This window comes from Paenibacillus sp. J2L1-98 (assembly GCF_056269405.1).
Window position 1 is genome coordinate 326,877 of the sequence record NZ_JBWDNW010000005.1, and the last position, 20,697, is coordinate 347,573.

General features: G+C 51.4%; 18 protein-coding genes. All 18 read left to right on the plus strand.

The genetic code is table 11. The annotated features are described in order from the left end of the window. Positions 1 to 7: 7 nt before the first annotated feature. Positions 8 to 259 (plus strand): hypothetical protein, encoded by a 252-nt coding sequence (locus AC0YNZ_RS13455; protein ID WP_475827079.1) that lies wholly within the window; start codon positions 8 to 10, stop codon positions 257 to 259. After that, positions 256 to 1,479, plus strand: coding sequence for a GerAB/ArcD/ProY family transporter (locus AC0YNZ_RS13460; protein WP_475827080.1), 1,224 nt, complete (start codon positions 256 to 258; stop codon positions 1,477 to 1,479). The genes AC0YNZ_RS13455 and AC0YNZ_RS13460 overlap by 4 nt, the downstream gene beginning before the upstream one ends. Before the next feature lie 98 nt (positions 1,480 to 1,577). Continuing rightward, a complete protein-coding gene (locus AC0YNZ_RS13465) occupies positions 1,578 to 1,949 on the plus strand; it encodes an NADH-quinone oxidoreductase subunit A (RefSeq protein WP_475827103.1) in 372 nt (123 codons plus the stop codon). Beyond that, on the plus strand, positions 1,934 to 2,452 hold the full coding sequence (locus AC0YNZ_RS13470; RefSeq protein ID WP_056630949.1) for a NuoB/complex I 20 kDa subunit family protein: 519 nt from the start codon (positions 1,934 to 1,936) through the stop codon (positions 2,450 to 2,452). Before AC0YNZ_RS13465 ends, AC0YNZ_RS13470 begins: the two co-directional genes overlap by 16 nt. Then, positions 2,449 to 3,096 carry an NADH-quinone oxidoreductase subunit C gene (locus AC0YNZ_RS13475; RefSeq protein WP_475827081.1) on the plus strand — a complete coding sequence of 216 codons (648 nt, stop codon included), beginning with the start codon at positions 2,449 to 2,451 and terminating at the stop codon, positions 3,094 to 3,096. The genes AC0YNZ_RS13470 and AC0YNZ_RS13475 overlap by 4 nt, the downstream gene beginning before the upstream one ends. Positions 3,097 to 3,103: 7 nt before the next feature. Further along, on the plus strand, positions 3,104 to 4,204 hold the full coding sequence (locus AC0YNZ_RS13480) for an NADH-quinone oxidoreductase subunit D (RefSeq protein ID WP_110770216.1): 1,101 nt from the start codon (positions 3,104 to 3,106) through the stop codon (positions 4,202 to 4,204). Next, entirely contained in the window at positions 4,204 to 5,220 is a 1,017-nt protein-coding gene (gene nuoH, locus AC0YNZ_RS13485) for an NADH-quinone oxidoreductase subunit NuoH (RefSeq protein ID WP_475827082.1), read from the plus strand. The genes AC0YNZ_RS13480 and nuoH overlap by 1 nt, the downstream gene beginning before the upstream one ends. 16 nt (positions 5,221 to 5,236) lie before the next feature. Next, positions 5,237 to 5,686, plus strand: coding sequence for an NADH-quinone oxidoreductase subunit NuoI (nuoI, locus tag AC0YNZ_RS13490; RefSeq protein ID WP_056630960.1), 450 nt, complete (start codon positions 5,237 to 5,239; stop codon positions 5,684 to 5,686). After that, positions 5,687 to 6,205 (plus strand): NADH-quinone oxidoreductase subunit J, encoded by a 519-nt coding sequence (locus AC0YNZ_RS13495; protein WP_475827083.1) that lies wholly within the window; start codon positions 5,687 to 5,689, stop codon positions 6,203 to 6,205. Beyond that, a complete protein-coding gene (gene nuoK, locus AC0YNZ_RS13500; protein WP_110770219.1) occupies positions 6,198 to 6,509 on the plus strand; it encodes an NADH-quinone oxidoreductase subunit NuoK in 312 nt (103 codons plus the stop codon). Before AC0YNZ_RS13495 ends, nuoK begins: the two co-directional genes overlap by 8 nt. An 8-nt stretch (positions 6,510 to 6,517) precedes the next feature. Then, positions 6,518 to 8,389 carry an NADH-quinone oxidoreductase subunit L gene (gene nuoL / locus AC0YNZ_RS13505; RefSeq protein ID WP_475827084.1) on the plus strand — a complete coding sequence of 624 codons (1,872 nt, stop codon included), beginning with the start codon at positions 6,518 to 6,520 and terminating at the stop codon, positions 8,387 to 8,389. 2 nt (positions 8,390 to 8,391) lie between these two features. Further along, the gene (locus AC0YNZ_RS13510) at positions 8,392 to 10,017 is read left to right on the plus strand and encodes a complex I subunit 4 family protein (RefSeq protein WP_475827104.1); all 1,626 of its coding nucleotides are present in this window, start codon (positions 8,392 to 8,394) and stop codon (positions 10,015 to 10,017) included. 3 nt (positions 10,018 to 10,020) lie between these two features. Beyond that, a complete protein-coding gene (locus tag AC0YNZ_RS13515; protein ID WP_475827085.1) occupies positions 10,021 to 11,574 on the plus strand; it encodes an NADH-quinone oxidoreductase subunit N in 1,554 nt (517 codons plus the stop codon). 953 nt (positions 11,575 to 12,527) lie between these two features. Then, a complete protein-coding gene (locus AC0YNZ_RS13520) occupies positions 12,528 to 15,833 on the plus strand; it encodes a S8 family peptidase (protein ID WP_475827086.1) in 3,306 nt (1,101 codons plus the stop codon). A gap of 90 nt (positions 15,834 to 15,923) precedes the next feature. Then, positions 15,924 to 16,190: a DUF1146 family protein gene (locus AC0YNZ_RS13525; protein ID WP_475827087.1), complete on the plus strand. Its 267-nt coding sequence runs from the start codon at positions 15,924 to 15,926 to the stop codon at positions 16,188 to 16,190. A gap of 387 nt (positions 16,191 to 16,577) precedes the next feature. Continuing rightward, on the plus strand, positions 16,578 to 18,020 hold the full coding sequence (gene murA, locus AC0YNZ_RS13530) for a UDP-N-acetylglucosamine 1-carboxyvinyltransferase (RefSeq protein WP_475827088.1): 1,443 nt from the start codon (positions 16,578 to 16,580) through the stop codon (positions 18,018 to 18,020). A 183-nt stretch (positions 18,021 to 18,203) separates the two neighbouring features. Next, on the plus strand, positions 18,204 to 19,181 hold the full coding sequence (locus tag AC0YNZ_RS13535) for a LacI family DNA-binding transcriptional regulator (protein ID WP_475827089.1): 978 nt from the start codon (positions 18,204 to 18,206) through the stop codon (positions 19,179 to 19,181). A gap of 178 nt (positions 19,182 to 19,359) precedes the next feature. Continuing rightward, entirely contained in the window at positions 19,360 to 20,676 is a 1,317-nt protein-coding gene (locus AC0YNZ_RS13540) for an ABC transporter substrate-binding protein (RefSeq protein ID WP_475827090.1), read from the plus strand. The last annotated feature ends 21 nt before the right edge of the window (positions 20,677 to 20,697 follow it).

Sequence of the window (20,697 nt, forward strand, 5' to 3'; positions counted from 1 at the left end):
GAACAGCATGCTGGCTCTTATTGTTGTTGTACTGCTCGCTGCGGCGACAGGAGCGGTTATTTGGAAACAAAACCGCGATCAGCGCCTTTTGCGTGATAGAGGCTGGGCATTGTTTATTCTAATAGCAGGCACTCTGCTTATTGCAGCCCAACTGCTGCGAATACCCGTTCCGAACCCGACGGACATTATTGCCACTATTCTTGCACCGATTAATAAGCCGATTATGGGCTGGCTTGAGGAGGAGAAAACACAGAGATGAGCAAATTCACTGGAATGAACAATGCGGAAATCACATCCGGCCAATGCGCGAAAATATTGTATTTATTCGCTATTGGAAGCGCGGCGCTTATTGTGCCAACCTCTGTAACGTTAATTGCAAAGCAGGACGGTTGGATATCGATGCTGCTTACCGGTCCGATTAATTACTTGATTTTGCTCATTTATTTGGCGCTTGCGGATCGATTTCCGAATTTGTCGCTTGCCCAGTATGCGGAAAGGGTGCTCGGAGTATGGGGAGGGAAAGCGCTGACTTTGATTTATATTATGTTTTTTCTTCTGCTCAGCGCGCTTGTCCTTCGCAACGTGTCTGATTTTTTGAGCATCGCCGTACTGCCGCAAACTCCGGAGTGGTTCATTAACTGCACGTTTATGATCGTCGTCATTTACGGCGTAATCTTAGGTATCGAAACCATTGCGCGAACGGGAGAAATACTGTATGGCGGGGGATTGTTTGTCATAATCATCATTTTTATCTCATTATTTAATCAATTGGATTTACATAACTTTCAGCCTTTATTGTATGAGGGCTGGAAGCGGCCGATCAAGGGCGTTTATCCGGTATTGGGTTTTCCGATTGGTGAATTTGTATTTATTACGATGATTTTACCGCTTGTGCGAAAGCAGGACCGCATGAAGCTTAGAAAATCATTGAAGCTCTCGGCTGTAGTAATTACTTTTGTGAGAGTCATGATTATCGTGTTTTTAGTTGGCGTTATGGGGGTCGATGAGGCGAGCCGCAGCCCGTTCGCCGTTTATGATATGGCCAAAACCATTAACATCGCGGATATATTGGTGCGGGTCGAAATATTTGCGGCGATGGTTTGGATCGGAACCGTCTTTATGAAGCTGTCACTCTGCGTATACGTACTGGCGGTTATTACCGCTCAAATGCTGAATTTGCATTCCTATCGGTCGTTGGTCGTGCCGTATGCGTTTATGATCGTCCCCTTCTCTTTACTGGTATATCGAAATTCAGCGCATGCAAAACAATTTGCGACTCAAACGTGGACCGTCTATAGCCTGATTCATGGCTTTCTTCTGCCGGTCATCCTGCTGGTCATTGCGGCCATTAGAGGAAAGCGGGATAACAGTGACGGCAGCTTTCCTGAGATAAAGCCGCAGGGGGAGAGTGAGAAGCAAGACCAAGAATCGCCCGGTCAAGCGGGAGAGATGCCGGACCGGGATCCGGTTCAGGCCTAACTCCATCATAGACGAGTGTGGAAGCATTTGTTATAATTGTGAGGAAAATTGACCAAGCGGCAACGGTCCGTACCTATTCAATTGACGGAGGCGATCGTGTGGAAAACTACGCCAATAATTATGTCGTTGTGGCTGTTTTTATCGTGCTTGGCATTTTGCTCCCAGTCGTTGCATTGACTGCGGGGAGGCTGCTCAGACCGAACAAGCCGACTGAGCTCAAGCAAACCACTTACGAAAGCGGCAATGAGCCGGTAGGTGAAGGACAGGTCCGTTTTAACATCCGCTATTACTTGTTTGCTTTAATGTTTGTCATCTTTGATGTGGAAACCGTTTTCTTATATCCTTGGGCCGTCGCATATAATAAGCTCGGCTTATTTGTGCTAATCGAAATGCTGATTTTTGCGGGAATGCTGTTTATTGGTCTTCTATACGCCTGGAAAAAGAAGGTGCTAAAATGGAATTCAGTTTAGAGTCGATTTCGATAGAGGAGCGCAAAGAGCTGGAGCGCAACGTATTTATGGGAACCTTGGAGCAATTAAAGGCTTGGGCAAGGAGCAACTCGTTATGGCCGCTGACGTTCGGGCTTGCCTGCTGCGCGATTGAAATGATGGGGACGGGAGCGTCCCATTATGATTTGGACCGCTTCGGCGTCATGTTCCGCACCTCGCCGCGCCAGTCGGACGTTATGATCGTTGCGGGGACGGTCACGAAAAAAATGGGACCGCTCCTTAGGAGGCTGTATGATCAAATGCCGGAGCCGAAGTGGGTCATCGCAATGGGCTCTTGCGCAACAGCTGGCGGGCCGTATATTAAGTCGTACGCGGTTATTAAAGGCGTCGATCAAATCGTGCCAGTCGATGTATATATTCCCGGCTGCCCGCCTAACCCGGCAGCGCTTATCTATGGCATTAATAAACTGCAGGAGAAGATCCGTTACGAGGCGAAAACCGGAAAGCGGGTGACCGGCCGATGAGCGAGGAGCAGAAGAATAGCGGAGAGAAGCCGCTTACGGAGCCGCCCATAGACGCTGAGCGCGAGGCGAAGCTGAAGGCGGCGGCCGAAGCGCGCGCCGCTAGAGCCGCAGCGAAGGAAAAGGCGGAAGCGGGAGAAGCCCCGCCGGATGCGCCAAAGCCGCCGTCACCGAGGCAGCCGGAGCTGGATGCTATCGTGGGGCTGCTGAAGCAGGAGATTGAGGAGGCAGCGGTCGAGGATGCTTACGTGAATGAACTAAACGGCGATATGCCGGTGATTATCGTAAGTAATTCGCATTGGCGCGAAGCTGCCCGGCTGCTCAAGGAGCATGAACAGCTTCGCTTTAACTACTTGCGCAATGTGTCCGGTGTCGATTACGAGACGCATATGGAAGTGGTGTATCATATGGTTTCGCTCGGCAGCAAACGGGAGGCCGCGATAAAGATCAAGGCGGACCGGGATGCGGCATCCGTCTATTCCGTAACGCCGGTCTGGGCGACGGCTAATTGGAATGAACGCGAAATCTACGATCTGCTGGGCATCAATTTTCCCGGGCACCCCGATATGAGGCGGATTATGATGCCCGACGACTGGGTCGGCCATCCGCTGCGCAAAGATTATGAACCGTTAGACTCGGAGGTGTAGGCAGCCCTTGATTCGTACAGAAGAACTGCTGTTAAACGTTGGTCCCCAGCATCCAAGCACGCATGGCGTATTCCGAATCATCGTGAAGCTCGATGGGGAAGTCATTACTGAGGCGACGCCCGTCATGGGCTACCTGCATCGAGGTACCGAGAAGATCGCTGAAAATTTAAATTTCACGCAAATCATCCCTTATACGGACCGTATGGATTACGTCTCCGCGATGACGAATAATTATGTGCTCGTGCATGCGGTCGAGACGATGATGGGACTTGAAGTTCCGCAGCGGGCGGAGTATCTTCGGCTTATCGTCATGGAGATGCAGCGTGTAGCGAGCCATCTTGTCTGGTGGGGAACCTACCTGCTGGATATCGGGGCAATGAGCCCTTTTCTATATGCGTTCCGCGACAGGGAAATCATTATCGATCTGTTCAATGAGCTGTGCGGCGCAAGGTTGACCTATAACTATATGAGAGTCGGCGGAGTGAAGTGGGATGCGCCTCCGGGCTGGCTGGATAAGGTGCGCGAATTTATTCCATATATGGAGAACAAGCTGGAGGAGTACGACAGGCTGGTCAGCGGCAACGAAATTTTTCTGGCCCGCATTAGAGGAATCGGACAATACGATGCAGCGACAGCGATTGATTACGGTCTTTCGGGGGCCAATTTGCGCTGTACCGGTGTAGACTTTGACATTCGGAAGGCGGAGCCGTACAGCTTGTACAGCCAGTTCGAATTCGACGTGCCGCTGGGCAAAAACGGCGATTGCTATGACCGTTACCGCATCCGGCTGGAGGAGATTCGTCAAAGCCTGCGTATTTTGAAGCAAGCGCTGGCGAGCTTTCCGGACGGCGGGGAAACGATGGGGAAGGTGCCCCGCGCGATCCGTCCTCCGGCAGGAGAGGTTTACGTGCGCATTGAATCGCCGCGCGGGGAAATCGGCTGCCATATCGTCTCGAAAGGCAAAGCCGAGCCGTACAGGCTCAAATTCCGGCGGCCGTCCTTCGTTAATTTGCAAATACTGCCAAAGCTGCTCGTAGGTGAAACGATGACGAATCTCATAACAATACTGGGCGGCATTGATATTGTCGTCGGGGAGGTCGATTGCTGATGCTGCCTTGGCTTAACCAATCGCTCACATGGGGAAACGCGCTGGTGCTGTTTTTATGGGCGGTTGTATTTCTGTTCATCGTGCTTGGCTTCGTTACGTATGCGATTTATTTCGAGCGCAAGGTGATCGGCTGGATGCAGCTGCGCGTCGGTCCCAATCGGGTCGGCCCGTTCGGTTTGCTGCAGACGGTGGCTGATATATTCAAACTTCTCATTAAGGAAGATACGATACCGCGCAAAGCTGACCGGGTTCTGTTTATAATCGCGCCTGCGCTGGCTTATGTACCGGCCTTCTCGGTGCTGGCCGTGCTCCCGTATACGCAAAATCTTTATTTCGCAGATTTGAATGTCGGACTGCTCTATTATGTAGCCTTGTCGGGCATTTCAACGCTTGCGATCGTGCTTGGCGGCTGGGCTTCAAATAACAAGTATGCGCTCCTTGGGGGTATGCGCTCAGCGGCGCAGATGATAAGCTATGAGGTGCCGCTCGTCATTTCGGTCGTAGGCGTTATATTGCTCAGCGGAAGCCTGAATTTACGCGATATCGTGGCGGCGCAAAGCGGCGGCTGGTTCTGGGACTGGAATTTCCTGCCGCAGTTCATTGGCTTTGCCATATTCATCATTGCAGCTGTCTCGGAACTCAATCGTACGCCGTTCGATCTGCCGGAGGCGGAGTCGGAGCTTGTCGCGGGCTACCATGTTGAATACAGCGGTTTCCGCTTCGCGTTTTTTATGCTTTCAGAATATGTGTACGTTTATGCGATTGCCGCACTTACGACCGTGCTGTTCCTTGGCGGCTGGCATGCACCGGCTCCGTTTCTCGAATTTGTGCCGGGCATCGTCTGGTTTTTGCTCAAATTTGCGTTTATCGTGTTTTTTCTGTTTTGGATTCGCGCCACCCTGCCGCGCATTCGTGTGGATCAGCTCATGGGGCTGGGCTGGAAGGTGCTGCTGCCGGTGTCGCTGCTTAACGTGTTTCTGACGGCTGCGTATTTGGAGCTGTTTATTAAGAACTAGCAAAGGGGAGAAGGAAATGAAAGGAATGCTGCAAGGACTGGGCGTTACGCTCAAATCGATGACGGCTCCAAAAGTAACCACCTCCTATCCTGACGTGCCCATTGTCATGCCGGATCGGTTCCGTGGCATTCAGCACTTTATTCCGGAATTGTGCATCGTTTGCAATCAATGCGCGCGCATCTGCCCGACGGATTGCATCACGCTGACCGGCAAACCGAACCCTGATCCTGAAAAAAAAGGCAAGGTTATCGATACGTTTGATATTAATTTTGAAATATGCATCTTATGCGACCTATGCACCGAGGTATGTCCGACCGAAGCGATCGTGATGTCGAACCATTTTGAGCTGGCGACGTTCAGCCGCGACGACTTGTTTAAGGACGCGCAGTGGCTCACCGACAATAATACGCTCACCCGGCAGGATAATAACAATATCGGAGCGCCGGCCAAAGGGGGCGCGAAATAGTTGTTCAATATTGCTATTACGGGCGAGTTCGCCGCTTTTTTCGTCTTCTCGGCGATTATGATTGGCGGGGCCGTTCTAATGATCAGCTTAGACAAGGTTGTCCATATGGTCATTTCCATGGCGGCTGTCTTTCTTGGCTTAGCAGGGATGTTCGTACTGCTCGAGGCGGAGTTCGTCGCTTTCGTACAGGTGCTGATCTATGCCGGAGCGGTTTCGATACTGATGATTTTCGGCATTATGATGACGAAGCATCAGGCTGTAGAGCGGGAGCCGGCGAAGCCGCTGCACGAGACGCTTGCGGCGGTTGGCGTCCTTTGCTTGTTCGGCGTATTGTTTTTCGCCATTCGCACGACCACGTTCCCGGAGCCGCAGCCCTTCCAACCGGGCGAAGACAATACGATGGCTATCGGAGAGCTCTTATATACGGGATATGTGATCCCGTTCGAGCTGCTCTCGGTGCTTTTGACGGTCGCGTTTATCGGGGCGATCGTGCTTGCCAAAAAGGAGGCGGATGAATAACATGCTTCCATCCTATTTAACGATGGCGGCCATACTGTTTTGCATCGGGCTTTATGGCGCATTAGTGAAAAGAAACGCGGTCGTCGTTCTGCTGTCGCTCGAACTGATGCTGAATGCGGTTAATTTGAATCTGGTCGCCTTTTCGAAATACGGCGTAGTACCGTCGCTGACCGGGCAAATATTCTCGTTATTCACGATTACGGTTGCCGCGGCTGAAGCGGCGATCGGAGTAGCCATCTTGATAGCGCTGTTCCGCTTGCGGGGAACGGTTAATGTCGATGAATTTGACAAAATGAGGAGGTAGCGCGGCGTATGGACATGTACACACAGGCGGCTTGGTTGATCCCGCTGTTTCCGCTGGCGGCATTCCTCGTTTTGACGGCGCTCGGCCGCAGCTTTCGGCGGGCGGGCGTATTTATCGGTTCGATTGGTTCGTTAGCGGCCTTTCTCCAATCTTTGCTCATCGTGATTGATCGGCTGGGCGCTAACGAGGATGATTATAACTATTCCTTCGATTGGATCGTAATCGGAGATTACACGCTCCGCATCGGGTTCGAGGTGACGAATCTGACGGCGCTTATGCTTGCGGTCGTCACGCTCGTCAGCTTTCTCATTAACGTATACTCGGCCGGTTACATGAAAAATGATGAGCGGATCACAGTGTTCTACGGCTATGTTGCGCTGTTCACATTCTCCATGCTCGGACTCGTTCTGTCCGACAATTTAGTATCGCTTTATATATTTTGGGAATTGGTCGGCGTCTGCTCGTTTCTGCTGATCGGATTTTGGTTTACACTGCCCAAAGCGCGCGCAGCTGCCAAAAAAGCGTTTATTGTAACGCGCATAGGCGATGCAGGCTTACTGCTCGCGATCCTGCTGCTGTTCTGGTATATGCCGGATCATGCGCTTGATTTTACAACGATTCAAAGCGTGTTCGACGGGCAGTCAGGTGCGATTACGAACGGCATCACGACGCTTATCGCTTTGTTGATTTTTCTTGGCGCTGCCGGCAAATCGGGTCAATTTCCGCTTCATGTCTGGCTGCCCGATGCCATGGAGGGGCCGACGCCGATCAGCGCGTTGATCCACGCGGCTACGATGGTCGCGGCAGGCGTGTTTCTTATCGCGCGGACTTTCGATATTTTTCAGGATTCGGCGGCAGCCATGGAAACGGTAGCGTATGTGGGCGGCTTTACGGCCCTGTTCGCGGCGACGATCGCGCTGGCGCAAAATGATATTAAGCGAATTTTAGCCTACTCTACAGTCAGCCAGCTTGGCTATATGATGATGGCGCTTGGTCTCGGCTCCTTAACGGGCGGGATCTTCCATTTGTTTACGCACGCTTTCTTCAAAGCGCTGCTGTTTCTAGGAGCGGGCAGCATCATTCATGCGGTACATACGCAAAACATCAATGAAATGGGCGGACTCGGCTCGAAAATGCGGGTGACGGCATGGACCTTCGCAATCGGGTCTTTAGCGCTCTCGGGCATTCCGCCGTTATCCGGCTTCTGGTCGAAGGATTTGATTTTGACGATCGCCTGGGAGACAAACCCGCTGCTGTTTATCGCCGGCTTGGCGGCCGCATTCTGCACGGCGCTCTACATGACGCGAATGTTCTTTCTCGTGTTTATGGGTAAACCGGGCGCCGCCTCATCAAGTGCGCATGAATCACCTGCTTCAATGACGCTGCCGATGGTCGTGCTGGCCGTGCTGGCTGTTGCTTCCGGCTTCGTAGAGACCCCATGGAACAGCTCGTTCGGCTCATGGATCCACAATGGCAGCGAAGAGGCGCACAGCAGCGGTGTAGCAATTGTCGGATCGATTGCCGCATCCTTTCTCGGTATATATATCGGATGGCTCGTATACGGAAAAAGAAGCGTCAGCAGAACGGCATTTCAGGAACGAACGCCTTGGCTTGTTAAGCTGCTTGAGCGCAGTTATTACGTAGATGAGCTTTACGCTGCGATTATCGTGAAGCCGCTAAAGCTGCTGGGCTCTTCGCTGATGGTCATTGATGCTTATGTCATAGGCGGAATTGTCCGGCTGACAGGAGCAGCTGCAAGCTGCGCGGGGAGAGCGGCAGTCCGGCTGCAGAACGGCCAGGTGCAGGCCTACGGATTAGCGGCCGTAATCGGCTTCGTAATCCTTGTGGCCGCTATAGTAGGAAGGAGGTTCCTGCCATGAGCATGTTGAATGACCTTCCCGTATTGTCGCTTATTTTGTTATCGCCCCTTCTTGGTGTGCTCATCCTATTATTGCTTCCGAAGCATCGGAGCAGCTGGATGAAGACGGCGGTTATCGTAACGACGCTAGTCCCGCTTTTCCTGTCATTCTGGCTTTACGCCGATTTTGACAAGCAGCAGGGCGGAGCGGCATTCGATGAGCAGCTAAGCTGGATCGAGGTGCCGCTTAACAAGGAGTCGCAATCAGGCATTTCTGCATTTACATTTTCGTTCCAATACGCGCTTGGGGTCGATGGGCTGTCGCTTCCGCTATTGCTGCTGACGACGCTCGTAACGGCGATGGCCGCGCTTGCGGCCGTTCACGTGAAAAAACGGTGGAAATCGTTCTCTATATGGTTTCTGCTGCTCGAGACCGGCATGCTTGGCGTATTTCTTGCCCGCGATCTGTTTTTGTTTTTTGTTTTCTTCGAGCTTACGCTTATAGCGATGTATTTTTTAATCGGGATATGGGGCTACTTCAATCGGGAGCGTGCGGCCAATCAATTTCTGATCTATAACGGGATTGGCTCGGCTATCATGCTGATTGCTTTCGTTCTGCTTGTGAACACGGCTGGCTTTCGCATCGATCAGACGGGCGAGCAGGTGAATTTTATTTATAGCGGCAGCTATGCGGATATATTCCGCAATATGGCTGATCCGTCCGCAAGGGTGAACATGGCGCCGGAGCAGCTGGGCACGATCAATCCATTCCAAATGACGGATACGATGCAGTGGGTTTTGTTTATCATGCTGCTTGTTGCTTTCGGCATTAAGCTGCCGGTTTTTCCGTTCCATACCTGGATGCTGAAGGTGCATACGGAAGCCCCGCCTTCAGTCGTTATGATCCATTCCGGCATATTGTTGAAAATGGGCGCTTACGGTTTGCTGCGATTCGGGCTGCTGCTCTTCCCTGAGCAGGCCAGAAATTTTGCAGTACCGCTGGCTGCGCTTGGCGTTATAAATATTTTGTACGGGGCGCTGCTTGCTTTCAGGCAAAGAGAGTTCAAGCTAGTGCTTGCCTACTCGTCGATCAGCCACATGGGCATCGTCCTGCTAGGCCTTGCCGCTTTTAATGAAATAGGGCTGCAGGGGGCGGTGTTTCAGCTCGTATCACATGGGCTCATATCCGCGCTGCTGTTCTTGATCGTTGGCAGCATCTACGAGCGCACGGGCACGACCGAGCTGGCCGGGCTAGGCGGCTTGGCGCGCTCTATGCCATTCATAAGCGGCATACTCCTGACAGCGGGTCTCGCTTCGCTGGGCCTGCCGGGATTATCCGGTTTTATAGGAGAATTTCTATCGCTGCTCGGCCTGTTCGAATCGATGCGCTGGCTGAGCGCGGCGGCAGTGCTCGGTGTTATTTTGACCGCGGCCTACATGCTGCGTGCCGTCCTTAAAATCACATTCGGATCACAGCCGGAGAAGTTTGGCGCACTGAAGGACGCGAGGCTCATCGAAGCGGTGCCGATGATCGTGCTGCTTGCATTCATTGTGCTGCTCGGCTTTTATCCGTCAATGCTCACAGATACGGTACAGCATGGCATCGACGGGCTGTTCGAACAATTACTTGCAATAAGGGCGGGGGGATAGACCATGTACGAAGGCGTTTCATTTATACCACTGACATGGACCGATATGCTCTACCTTGCCCCGGAGTTTGCGCTAGCTGCAATGTTTCTGCTTCTAGTCGTGCTGGATTTGCTCTTGCCTAAGCACGTGAGCAGGCTGACCATTGGCTGGTTAACGCTTGCAGGCTTACTCGTCTCGCTGCTGCTCGTCGTGCTCCGGATGCTGGACATGAATCAGGGCGGGGCATCGGCCGAGGCGATCCGGCTGCTTAGCAACAGCTACCGGATTGATGATTTTTCCAGCCTGCTAAAAATCGTATTTTTGACGGGGACTTCACTTATCGTGCTGCTGGCGCTCGGATCGGTACGGGACGAGGAAACGATATCGGACAAAGCGGAATACTTTTATCTGCTGCTGCCTGCGCTTATAGGCGCTATGATGATGGCCTCATCGGGCAATTTGGTGACGCTGTACATCGGGCTGGAGCTGCTCAGCTTAACGAGCTACGTACTTGTCGGGATTAGGCGCAAATCGTCGTTATCCGCCGAAGCTGCGTTCAAGTATGTCGTAACGGGCGGCATATCCTCCGCAATGGTACTGTTCGGGATGTCTTACATATACGGGATAACAGGCTCGGTAGATCTGGGCGTTATTGGGGAGGCATTGCCTCGTGTTTTGAACGATTTCAAGGCGCTTGCGTATGTGGGCTTCTTCTTCATGATCGCCGGCTTCGGCATTAAAATTGCAGCTGCTCCGTTTCATGCATGGGCGCCTGACGTGTATCAGGGCGCACCGACTCCGGTGTCGGCCTTTCTGGCGGTTATCGCCAAGGGAGCGGCGCTTGCGGCTATTTTCAGAGTGATGTTCAGCACCGCGTTATTCGCCGTGAGCGGGGAAGACGCGTATGTGTCGAACGATATCTTTGTTGCCCTGCTGGTCCTGGCGGCGGCAGCGATGCTTGTCGGAACTACGGCGGCGCTCAGGCAAAAGAATGTGAAGCGCCTGCTCGCCTTGTCAGGCGTGGCTAACGCTGGATATATGCTCGTGCCGATCGGGATTTCGATCACGGTGGTGCACAGCAGCAACTTCTCTGAATTTGTTTATTATTTGACCGCGTACTTATTTATGACGATAGGGGCGTTCGCCGTGCTTACGGTCGTGAGCCGTTCATCCGGGAATGAGGAGCTAAAGGGCTTCGCCGGCATGTATTACCGGGCGCCTTGGACGGCTGCGGCGATGGTCATATTCGTCTTGTCGCTGGCCGGCTTGCCCGTATCCGGCGGATTTTTTGGCAAGCTGTTTATTCTGCTGGGGGCAGCGAGCGCCAAGGCGTACTGGCTGGCCGCCATTATGGTCGCGAGCAGCGTCATTTCTTATTACTTCTACTTTGGTATCGTGCGTCAAATGTTCATGCGCAGCGGGAATGACGACAGCGAGCTTCGAATATCGGGCGTGACGGGATTGGTAATCTGGCTATGCGCAGCGGCGACGCTCGCGCTGGGCGTTTTCCCGGGTCCGTTAATGGAATGGATTGACGCCGTGTTCTCGATCAGGGCTGACTTAATGATAATTGGTTAAGCGGGCAGCGGTTGTTTGGAACGGCTAGCTATTGGTTGAAAAAATATAGTAGTTATTGGAAAATTGAGTATTTATTGAAAAGACGAATCTTAATTAAAAAAACGAGTCTTAATTAAAAAAAGCAAGGCAAAGCTCACTCGGAGGCGTAACGTTTTCGTGGGCGGCGCCTTGTTTTTTTATATTTTATTTGGCAATTGCTTGTTTTTTACAAGTCATTGAAAATGTTTAAGCTTGCCCAACATTTTTAGAGGCTTTATAGTTCTGTCGCACTAAATGCAGTGAGGCTTTGTTGCTGCCGTTAAAGGCGACGTAATGCCCGTTGTATGGCGGAATTGAAAGTAATACTGCTGCGGGAAGGAGGGTATGCAGCAGATAGATTCCAAAATTAAGAGGCTGAACCGCAAGCTTCAACGCTAATCAAGACCGGTAACTAAGCTGATAGAATGATTTCGGACTAAGAGAAATAGGAATGCGATTGCGGAAAAGACGTCCCTTATTCATAGCTGTGTAATATCCGATATCCCGCAAGATGTGCTGGCTAAAAGTGATATAAGACCGCTTTTTTCCTTTTAAACTTTAACCTGTCTCTATCAATCGATCGTATCCAAAAACGACAAAATATGCGGCGCGTTTCATGCATACTTTTTAGCAGACTTCATTTGTAATCCGTTCTAATTGTTTCAATTGAGAGTAATAGGGGTAAGGAGCAGGAGGGGAGTAGAGCTTTAGAGATAGTATTCGAGCAGCAGTTAGCTTCCGGGAGCCTCGATATCCATTCTAGTTCTTATTGACCGGGAAATAATAGTTGTAAGCAGGATATTGTCTTTCAAACCTATGAAAACGTTGGTTAGTAGGTCTTTTGTCCTTTTGTATACCTGCAACAAGGGAAATGATAGATCAGACGAGAAAAGATAGGGATGGCAGAAACCATTGAAAGTGGGAAAAAACTATATTTGATCAGAACGAAAAGGCAAAATATGATGATTAGTCGATTAGTACCAAAACGAGCACAGAAATCGCAGCAGGTTAGTGCCTTAGCCTCGAAAGCCAAGATAGCATCTGCGGCCAAAAATAATGACGCGCGCTTGCACAAGCTGCCAAGCGCCAAGGGCACGCTCGCCGCGCGCTTACTCCTGCGTCGTGCGCTGCTCGCGCTGCTGCTCGGGAGCGTCACCCTCGGGGGCATAGCCCCCGCAGGGTTCGCTCCCGCAGCGGCGCCTGCGGCGCTGGCCGCCGCTGCCGGCGCGGCCGATGGCGCCGCCGGCGCCGATCAAGAGCAGCCGCAAAGCTGGCTGCTCAAATGGCAAAGCCCCGCGCTGGCGCATGAGCTGCGCGGGACAAAAGTGCTGCGCCGCCAGAATGAGGCGGCGGTCATGCTTGTGCGTCCGGCCGATGAAGGCGCGGACGTTCAGGAGTGGCTGCGCCGGCTGCAAGACACGCCGGGCGTGGAATATGTGCACCCGAACTACGGGGTGCACATCTTGTCACTGCCAGCCGGCGAAGCAGAGGCCGCGCCGGCTGTGGACACCAAAGCGCTGCCAGCCGGCACGAAAGCGCCAAGTGTAAACTCTGACGCGCTGCCAGCCGGAATCAAAGCGCCAACGGCAGTTTCCAATGCTCTGCCAGCCGGCACCAAAGCGCCCACGGCAGTCTCCAATGCTCTGCCTTCCGGCACCAAAGCGCCATTGGCAGACTCCAACGCAGCCGGCACCAAAGCGCCGTCGGCCGCCTCCCCGGCGGGTCCCTCGTCTGCGACCGCTTCGAAACTTGAAGCGGCGCTGCAAGCTAATGATCCCGAGCTGTCCAAACAGCGCTATCTCAGTCAGATTGGCGCGCAAAAAGCGTGGGAAACCGTTCGCGAGAATCAAGAGCTTACGATTGCGATCGTCGATACGGGCGTTGATTTAGACCATCCGGATTTGAAGGGTAATCTCGTCCCAGGCGCTAACCTGGTAAGTCCGGGCGAGCCGCCTGAAGATGATAACGGACACGGGACGAGCGTAGCTGGCGTCATAGCGGCTGCGGGCAATAACGGCAAAGGCGTATCAGGCATTCTCTGGAAAACCAAAATCATGCCGATCAAGGCGCTCGATCAACATGGCGACGGTACGGAGCAGGAGCTTGGTGAAGCGATACTGTATGCGGTTCGCAGCGGCGCAAAGATCGTCGTGCTGTCGGTCGGCTTACATCGCTACTCCCCTTATATGCTCGACATAGTGCGTTATGCGGAAAGCAAAAACGTGCTGCTTGTAGCAGCAGCAGGTAATGACGGGGTATCTCTCGGAGAGAAAGCAGCGGTGAAATATCCGGCGGCTTATCCGACTGTGCTCGCCGTCGGGGGCGTAAAGTCTAATAAAACGGTAGACTCGCGCTCTAACCGGGGGACGGAGCTTGATCTCGTCGCACCTTGGAATGTATATACGACAGCGCTGGGAGGTAAGTACAAGGCAGAGGAAGGCACATCAATGTCGGCTCCGCAAGCAGCTGCGGCAGCTGCGCTTGTATGGTCGCGCTACAAAAATCTGCTGCCCTACCAAGTTCGCGCGCTGCTGCGTCAGACGGCTAAAGATATCGGCACGAAAGGCGCGGACAGCTCATCCGGCTATGGCGTGCTGCAGATCGACCAAGCCGTACGCACCGCCTTAAAGCCGGACGGCTTCGAGCCAAATGACAGCAATTCGGCTGCAGCCCGGTTTCCGCTTAACACGAATATTTCAGCCGTGCTGCAAGGGACGGATGATCACGATTGGTACCGGATCGATACGCCGTATGACGGTACGCTGACGATCCAGTACGAAGCGCTTATAGCCAGCGGGAAAAGCGTGCCGCCTGTCCGGCTCACCCATTACACAAATGGGGTGAAGCAGAGCGTGTACGATACGAAGCTCGCAAGCAGATCCATCGACCTGGATGTCCGTAAAGGCCAGCATCTTATACATCTGGAGCTCATCAATCAGAGCAGCGATGACCATCTGCCGTACCTGTTAACGTCGGCCTTTACAATAAAACCAGACGATTATGAAAAAAACGATAAAACCTATGAGGCCTTCACGCTTCAGCCCCGTTCCCAGTCGATAACGGGCAATTTTCATCAGACCGCTGACCGGGATTGGTTTTCGGTAACCTTCGCCCAGAGCGGAAAGCTTAGTCTGGCGCTCAGCACGAATACGGCGCGAATAGATCCCGGACTGGCGCTCCAAAGAGCAGGCCAGCAGTTGATGGTGTACGACGATGAAGGCGAAGGGCTTACGGAGCAGTCACCTGTCATAACTGTGACTCCCGGCAAATATTATATTCGTGTTCATAATGCGATCTCTTCTGAAGCGAGTCCCACGACGGGGATTTATAAACTCACGATGAATTACACGCCGAAATACGATGATCCGAATGAGCCGAACGACAAATCGTATGAAGCCTTTATGATTAATCCGGGCACCGAGTACCTCGGCGTTATCGGCAGTTATTCCGACGTTGACTGGTTTCAATTCCGGATTGCGAGCCCAAGCCTCATAAGCATGATAATTAGCGGAGTACCAACAGGCATTGCTTTGAATATTCAAGTATATGATAAACATATGAAGCAGCTGACGGCTGCCCGTACAGGAGCAAGCGGCAAGCTGCAATCGGGTGACCAGCTGCTGCAGCCGGGCGTATATTATGCGAAGCTGACGGCAGACGAACCTTTTGACAAGCAGTACTACCGATTAAAAATAAAGTCGGAGGAGCTGGTTGCCGGATTCCGGGACATTAAGAATCACTGGGCGCAAAACGAAATCGTTGAATTAAACAAAAGGGGCATCATTAACGGAACGGGCGACAACCGTTTTGAGCCGAAGCGCGCGATTACGCGGGCGGAGGCCGTAGCGATGGTCGTAAAGGCTTACAAGCCGATTTCATCCATTGCAGCGCAAGCGAAGCCCTTCAAGGATGTTTCAGTGAACCACTGGGCGAATGACGCCATTGCCAATGCGGTAAGACAGGGGTGGATAAAAGGGTTCCCGGACGGAACGTTTAAGCCGGATCAGCCGGTTACACGCGCGGAGATGGCGCTTATTATCGGCTATGCCGACGGTGTGAAGCCGCGGCTGCCTTTCGTCGATCCGTTCGCTGACGTCTCCAAAACACATTGGTCAGCTCCGATGCTGTTCGCGATGAGGATGAATGGTCAAATCGAAGGCGTGCAATCCAATCAGTACAAACCGAAGCAGCAGGCAAGCCGAGCCGAATTCACCGTACTGCTGCACCGGATCATGACCTAATATTTGGATAAAACATTAAGGCTCCCCGTTACGTTTGAAAAATAAATGGATAAGTTTATACCGCACACAATGAAAAATCAGGGAGGAATCATGAACGTCGATAATGAGCTCTATAATGACATGCAAACCTATACCGGCATGACCGGATTATTTTCGATTGTCATTGTTATACTTAGCATTATTTTTGTCTGGTTCGTGCTGCAGGAGGTGAAGTGGGATACGTTTTTCCGTTTCCCGCGCAGCCCCAAAGCACGGTTGTTTCAAGTGATTGCCGCCGTTATTATAGGTCATTTATTGGCTAAATTCATTTTAGAATATTGGGGCTATACGGTGCTTCTCAAAAGCTTTGTCGAATAACAAAAACGAAATATGTCAACAATGGGTAATACATGACGGACTCAAAAAAAAGCAGGCTTCCGAATAACTATTAATTAGGTCCTGATTTTGGAAGCTGAGCAAAACTTCACTTTATACGATGCTTATCTTTCGACGTGAATCGATGCTGCCGCAATAGCCGGCACAGGCCGTTTACGCTGGACTAGAGCCGTATATTTGCCCGAAATATGATCGTTTCAGGTGAAAATAGTCATAATATGACGAGGTAAGCGTATGCAAAAAGGAACAATAATTTAACGCTTGTCGATTCGTGCAATTGAGTGATAAGATGAGGTTTGGGTGAAGTGAGCAATACCAAAATATTCACGATTAGGAATAGAAATTGCAGTTCGCGGAGGGAACCATAAGATGAGCAAAATTATCGTCCGCGGAGGCCAGCGTTTAGAGGGTACAGTCCGTGTCAGCGGAGCAAAAAATGCAGTACTCCCCATTTTAGCGGCCTCATTATTGGCGACAGAAGGAGACAGCGTCATCTATGACGTACCCCTCCTCGACGACGTTATGACGATTCAGAAAGTGCTTGCCTCTTTAGGCGCACAATTAACCTATAACAATGAAACGATGCGCATTACAGCACAGGCTATTACGTCTTGCGAGGCCCCTTATGAGCTTATTCGCAAAATGCGGGCTTCCTTTCTTGTCATGGGACCACTACTCGGCCGTATCGGCAGGGTAAGAATTTCACTGCCGGGCGGCTGCGCGATCGGCACTCGTCCGATTGATCAGCATTTGAAGGGCTTTGAAGCGATGGGCGCAGAAATTACGCTCGGGCAAGGCTTTATCGAAGCAAGCACGAAGACCCGCCTCAAGGGCGCGAAAATTTATCTCGACGTAGCCAGTGTTGGCGCAACGGAAAATATTATGATGGCAGCCGCTTTGGCAGAGGGAACGACGATCCTCGAGAATGCGGCCAAGGAACCGGAAATCGTTGATTTAGCCAACTACATCAATGCAATGGGCGGTAAGGTTCGCGGTGCGGGCACGGGAGTGATCCGGATCGAGGGCGTAGACCAAATGCACGGCGCAGTGCATAATGTCATTCCTGACCGCGTGGAAGCAGGCACGTATATGATCGCTGCCGCAATGACGGGCGGAGACGTATTCGTTGAAGGCGCAATTGCCGATCACTTGACTCCGGTCATTTCGAAGCTTCAGGAAATGGGCGTAGAAATTACAGAGAGCGATAACGGTATTCGTGTGCAATCCGGCGCTGTTTTGAAATCGGTCGATGTCAAAACGTTGCCGCACCCGGGCTTCCCGACAGATATGCAATCCCAAATGATGGCTCTTCTGCTCGTGTCCGAGGGAACAAGCGTCGTTACGGAAACCGTATTCGAGAATCGTTTTATGCACGTTGAGGAATTCCAGAAGATGAACGCCCAAATCAAAGTGGATGGACGTACAGCTATCGTCAGCGGCGGATTGCCGTTAACGGGAGCGAAGGTATGTGCAACCGATTTGAGAGCGGGAGCAGCGCTTATTTGTGCGGCTTTGCGCGCAGATGGCGAGACGGAAGTAACGGGACTGCATCATGTGGATCGCGGCTACGTCAACATTACGGGTAAGCTTGCTGCGCTTGGCGCACATATTTACCGGGTTGAGGCGGACGAGGAGAAAACTGCAGCGGCAGCAAGCAAGCAATCGGCAGCGGGCGTTGTCTCATTGCCGGCACGGGATATCGCTTCCGCAGCTGCTGTCTCCGCAGCAGTCTCATCCGAAAGCGAACCGGCTGCTTCCTATAAGCGTGAGAAAGAGGTTGCCGTCCTCAAGATACAGCCGACCTGGGCTTAAGCGAACGGGCGGATACAACGAAGAAGCTGTTTCAGATCAGCCGCAGCAGGCCTATCTGAAACAGCTTTTTTTCATTTAAATCTATTCATTTATAAGTTTCAAGAATCGCGATTCAAGTTTGAATATGCTATCGATTTAGTTATAATTGATGGGACTACTACAGTAAAATGTAAAGGGGCAGCTATGGCAACGATACACGATGTAGCAAAAATAGCGGACGTATCCGTTACGACAGTTTCCCGCGTATTAAATAATCGCGGTTATATTAGCGAGGCGACTAGAACCAAGGTTTACAAGGCGATGGAGGATCTTAATTACCAGCCGAACGAAATTGCCAGGTCCTTGCTTAGAAAGCAATCGAACGTAATCGGACTCATTATACCGAATGTCTCTCATCCTTTTTTTAGCGAGCTTGCGAATCATGTGGAAAATTATGCGTACGGCCTAGGCTTCAAAATGCTGCTTTGCAACTCTCAGCTTGATAAGGTGAAAGAGAAGGATTACATTGAGATGCTTAAGCGGAACCGCGTCGACGGCATCATTATGGGCAGCCACACCCTGCAGGTTGAAGAATACATAAATCTGAGCTCGCCGATCGTTACGATTGATCGCCAAATCAGCGGCGATATCCCTTATATTTCATCCGATAATTATACCGGCGGTAGGCTTGCGGCGGAGCTGCTGATCAATAAAGGCTGCAAGAAGATTGCGCATATTTGCGGGAATCTGGAGCTGCAGTTGCTGGCAAATCAAAGAACCGATGCCTTTCAAGCGGTAATGAAGGAAAAGGGTACCCCCTATATAATCATTCAGACGGATATGAACGTATTTGATCAAGCGCAGTATGAGCAAATCATACACCGGCTGTTTCAGGATCACCCTGATATCGACGGTATATTCGCAACGAGCGACATCATTGCTGCGTATGCCGTTAAAGAGTGTGCAGCTGCCGGGAAACGTATTCCAGCCGATGTGAAAATAATCGGGTACGATGATATTAACGCGGCAAGGTGGATGACGCCGGAGATTACGACGCTTAAGCAGCCTATTGCGGAAATTGGAAAAACGGCGGTTAACCTGATCGTGAAGCAAATGAACCAGGAGCCCTTCGAAGCTGAAAATATTTTACCTGTGACGATGATTGAACGGGCGACTACATAGCTTGAATGAACGAAAAACCCTTGCCGCGCAAGGGTTTTTTTATTTCCCAAAAAATATGTTAAGCGATTGATATGTCAAACGATTGACATACAGTAATCGCGACTATATAATACGTTATGAAAGCGGTTTACACAAACGGGTAGGCCGTATAAATATTTCAAGAATCGGGGGCATTAAAATGAAATCTTGGAAATGGGCACAGCTACTTACTTTGTCTCTTATCGTCGTTATGGTCTTTACGGCATGTGGTAAATCGGGTAATTCAGGCAGCTCCGAATCATCGAATGGGGGCTCTGAAGTCAAAATAACGCTGCTTAACTCTAAGGGTGAAATTCAAGCCCAGCTGGAAGAAGCGGCAAAAACATTTAAAGAGGATAATCCTGACATCACGCTTGAAATCATACCGGTACCGGCTGGGCAATCTCCTTTTGAGAAGGCTTCCGCGCTTTACGCATCGGGTAACCCGGCTACTATTACGATGCTGGATACAGGAGATGTTGAGAAGTTCAAGGATCGTATCCTGGATCTTAGCGGCGAGAAATGGATGACTGACGCCGTTGACCGCAGCACTTCGCTAACGACGTTTGACGGCAAAAACTACGCTTTCCCGTTCGCGATTGAAGGCTATGGCTTCATCTACAACAAAGCGGTTGTTGATAAAGCGGTAGGCGGATCATTTGATCCGGCAACGATTAACACGACAAGCGCGCTGGAAGATCTGTTCAAAAAAATCGAAGCTTCCGGCAAAGCGCCGCTCATCATTTCCCCGATGGACTGGTCGCTAGGGGCACACTATCTGCCGCTTGCTTACGCAGGCCAATCGGCTGATGCAGCAGCTGTTGCGAAGTTCGTAGACGATTTGAAAGCGGGAACAGTTGATCTGGGAAGCAACCCTGTATTTAACGGCTTGATCGATACATTTGACGTGATGGCTAAATACAATGTCGACAAAGCTTCCCCATTGTCCGGCACGTATGAGAGAGGGCCGGAAGTGCTTGGCAAAGGCGAGGTAGGCATCTGGTTCCAAGGGAACTGGGCATGGCCGCAAATTAGCAGCTTCGATACAGCCAGCGGCAATTATGGATTCCTTCCAGTACCTGTGAGCAACAATGCGGCTGATTTCGGAAACACTCAAATTTCTTCTGCCGTTTCTAAGCGTTTGGTGCTGGACAAGGAAAAAAATACGGCTGAGCAGCAAGCAGCGGCCAAAAAGTTTTTGGAGTGGATGGTATACAACGAGAAGGGGCAAGACTTCCTTGTTAACAAAGCGAGTATTATTCCGGCGTTCAAGAACATTACGCTTGAAGCGAAGAACCCGCTTGCGAAGTCGATTTCCGAATATATCAAAAAAGGAAAAACAGAGGATTCGATGAGCACGCTGCCTGCTGACCACTGGGCAAAAATTGGCGCATCGATGCAAAAATATTTGGCAGGTGCGGCTGACCGCGCGACTTTGACTAAAGAAATTGAAGAGTACTGGAAGTCGGTCAAGTAACGATAAATGACAAGGATTTGG

Excerpts from the sequence above, each read along its gene's own strand:
- AC0YNZ_RS13510 (WP_475827104.1), top strand. The coding sequence starts at position 8,392 with ATGTTGAATGACCTTCCCGTATTGTCGCTTATTTTGTTATCGCCCCTT.
- AC0YNZ_RS13525 (WP_475827087.1), top strand. The coding sequence starts at position 15,924 with ATGAACGTCGATAATGAGCTCTATAATGACATGCAAACCTATACCGGC.
- AC0YNZ_RS13535 (WP_475827089.1), top strand. The coding sequence starts at position 18,204 with ATGGCAACGATACACGATGTAGCAAAAATAGCGGACGTATCCGTTACG.
- AC0YNZ_RS13455 (WP_475827079.1), top strand. The coding sequence starts at position 8 with ATGCTGGCTCTTATTGTTGTTGTACTGCTCGCTGCGGCGACAGGAGCG.
- nuoH (WP_475827082.1), top strand. The coding sequence starts at position 4,204 with ATGCTGCCTTGGCTTAACCAATCGCTCACATGGGGAAACGCGCTGGTG.
- nuoL (WP_475827084.1), top strand. The coding sequence starts at position 6,518 with ATGGACATGTACACACAGGCGGCTTGGTTGATCCCGCTGTTTCCGCTG.
- AC0YNZ_RS13460 (WP_475827080.1), top strand. The coding sequence starts at position 256 with ATGAGCAAATTCACTGGAATGAACAATGCGGAAATCACATCCGGCCAA.
- AC0YNZ_RS13475 (WP_475827081.1), top strand. The coding sequence starts at position 2,449 with ATGAGCGAGGAGCAGAAGAATAGCGGAGAGAAGCCGCTTACGGAGCCG.
- AC0YNZ_RS13540 (WP_475827090.1), top strand. The coding sequence starts at position 19,360 with ATGAAATCTTGGAAATGGGCACAGCTACTTACTTTGTCTCTTATCGTC.
- murA (WP_475827088.1), top strand. The coding sequence starts at position 16,578 with ATGAGCAAAATTATCGTCCGCGGAGGCCAGCGTTTAGAGGGTACAGTC.
- AC0YNZ_RS13515 (WP_475827085.1), top strand. The coding sequence starts at position 10,021 with ATGTACGAAGGCGTTTCATTTATACCACTGACATGGACCGATATGCTC.
- nuoI (WP_056630960.1), top strand. The coding sequence starts at position 5,237 with ATGAAAGGAATGCTGCAAGGACTGGGCGTTACGCTCAAATCGATGACG.
- AC0YNZ_RS13470 (WP_056630949.1), top strand. The coding sequence starts at position 1,934 with ATGGAATTCAGTTTAGAGTCGATTTCGATAGAGGAGCGCAAAGAGCTG.
- nuoK (WP_110770219.1), top strand. The coding sequence starts at position 6,198 with ATGAATAACATGCTTCCATCCTATTTAACGATGGCGGCCATACTGTTT.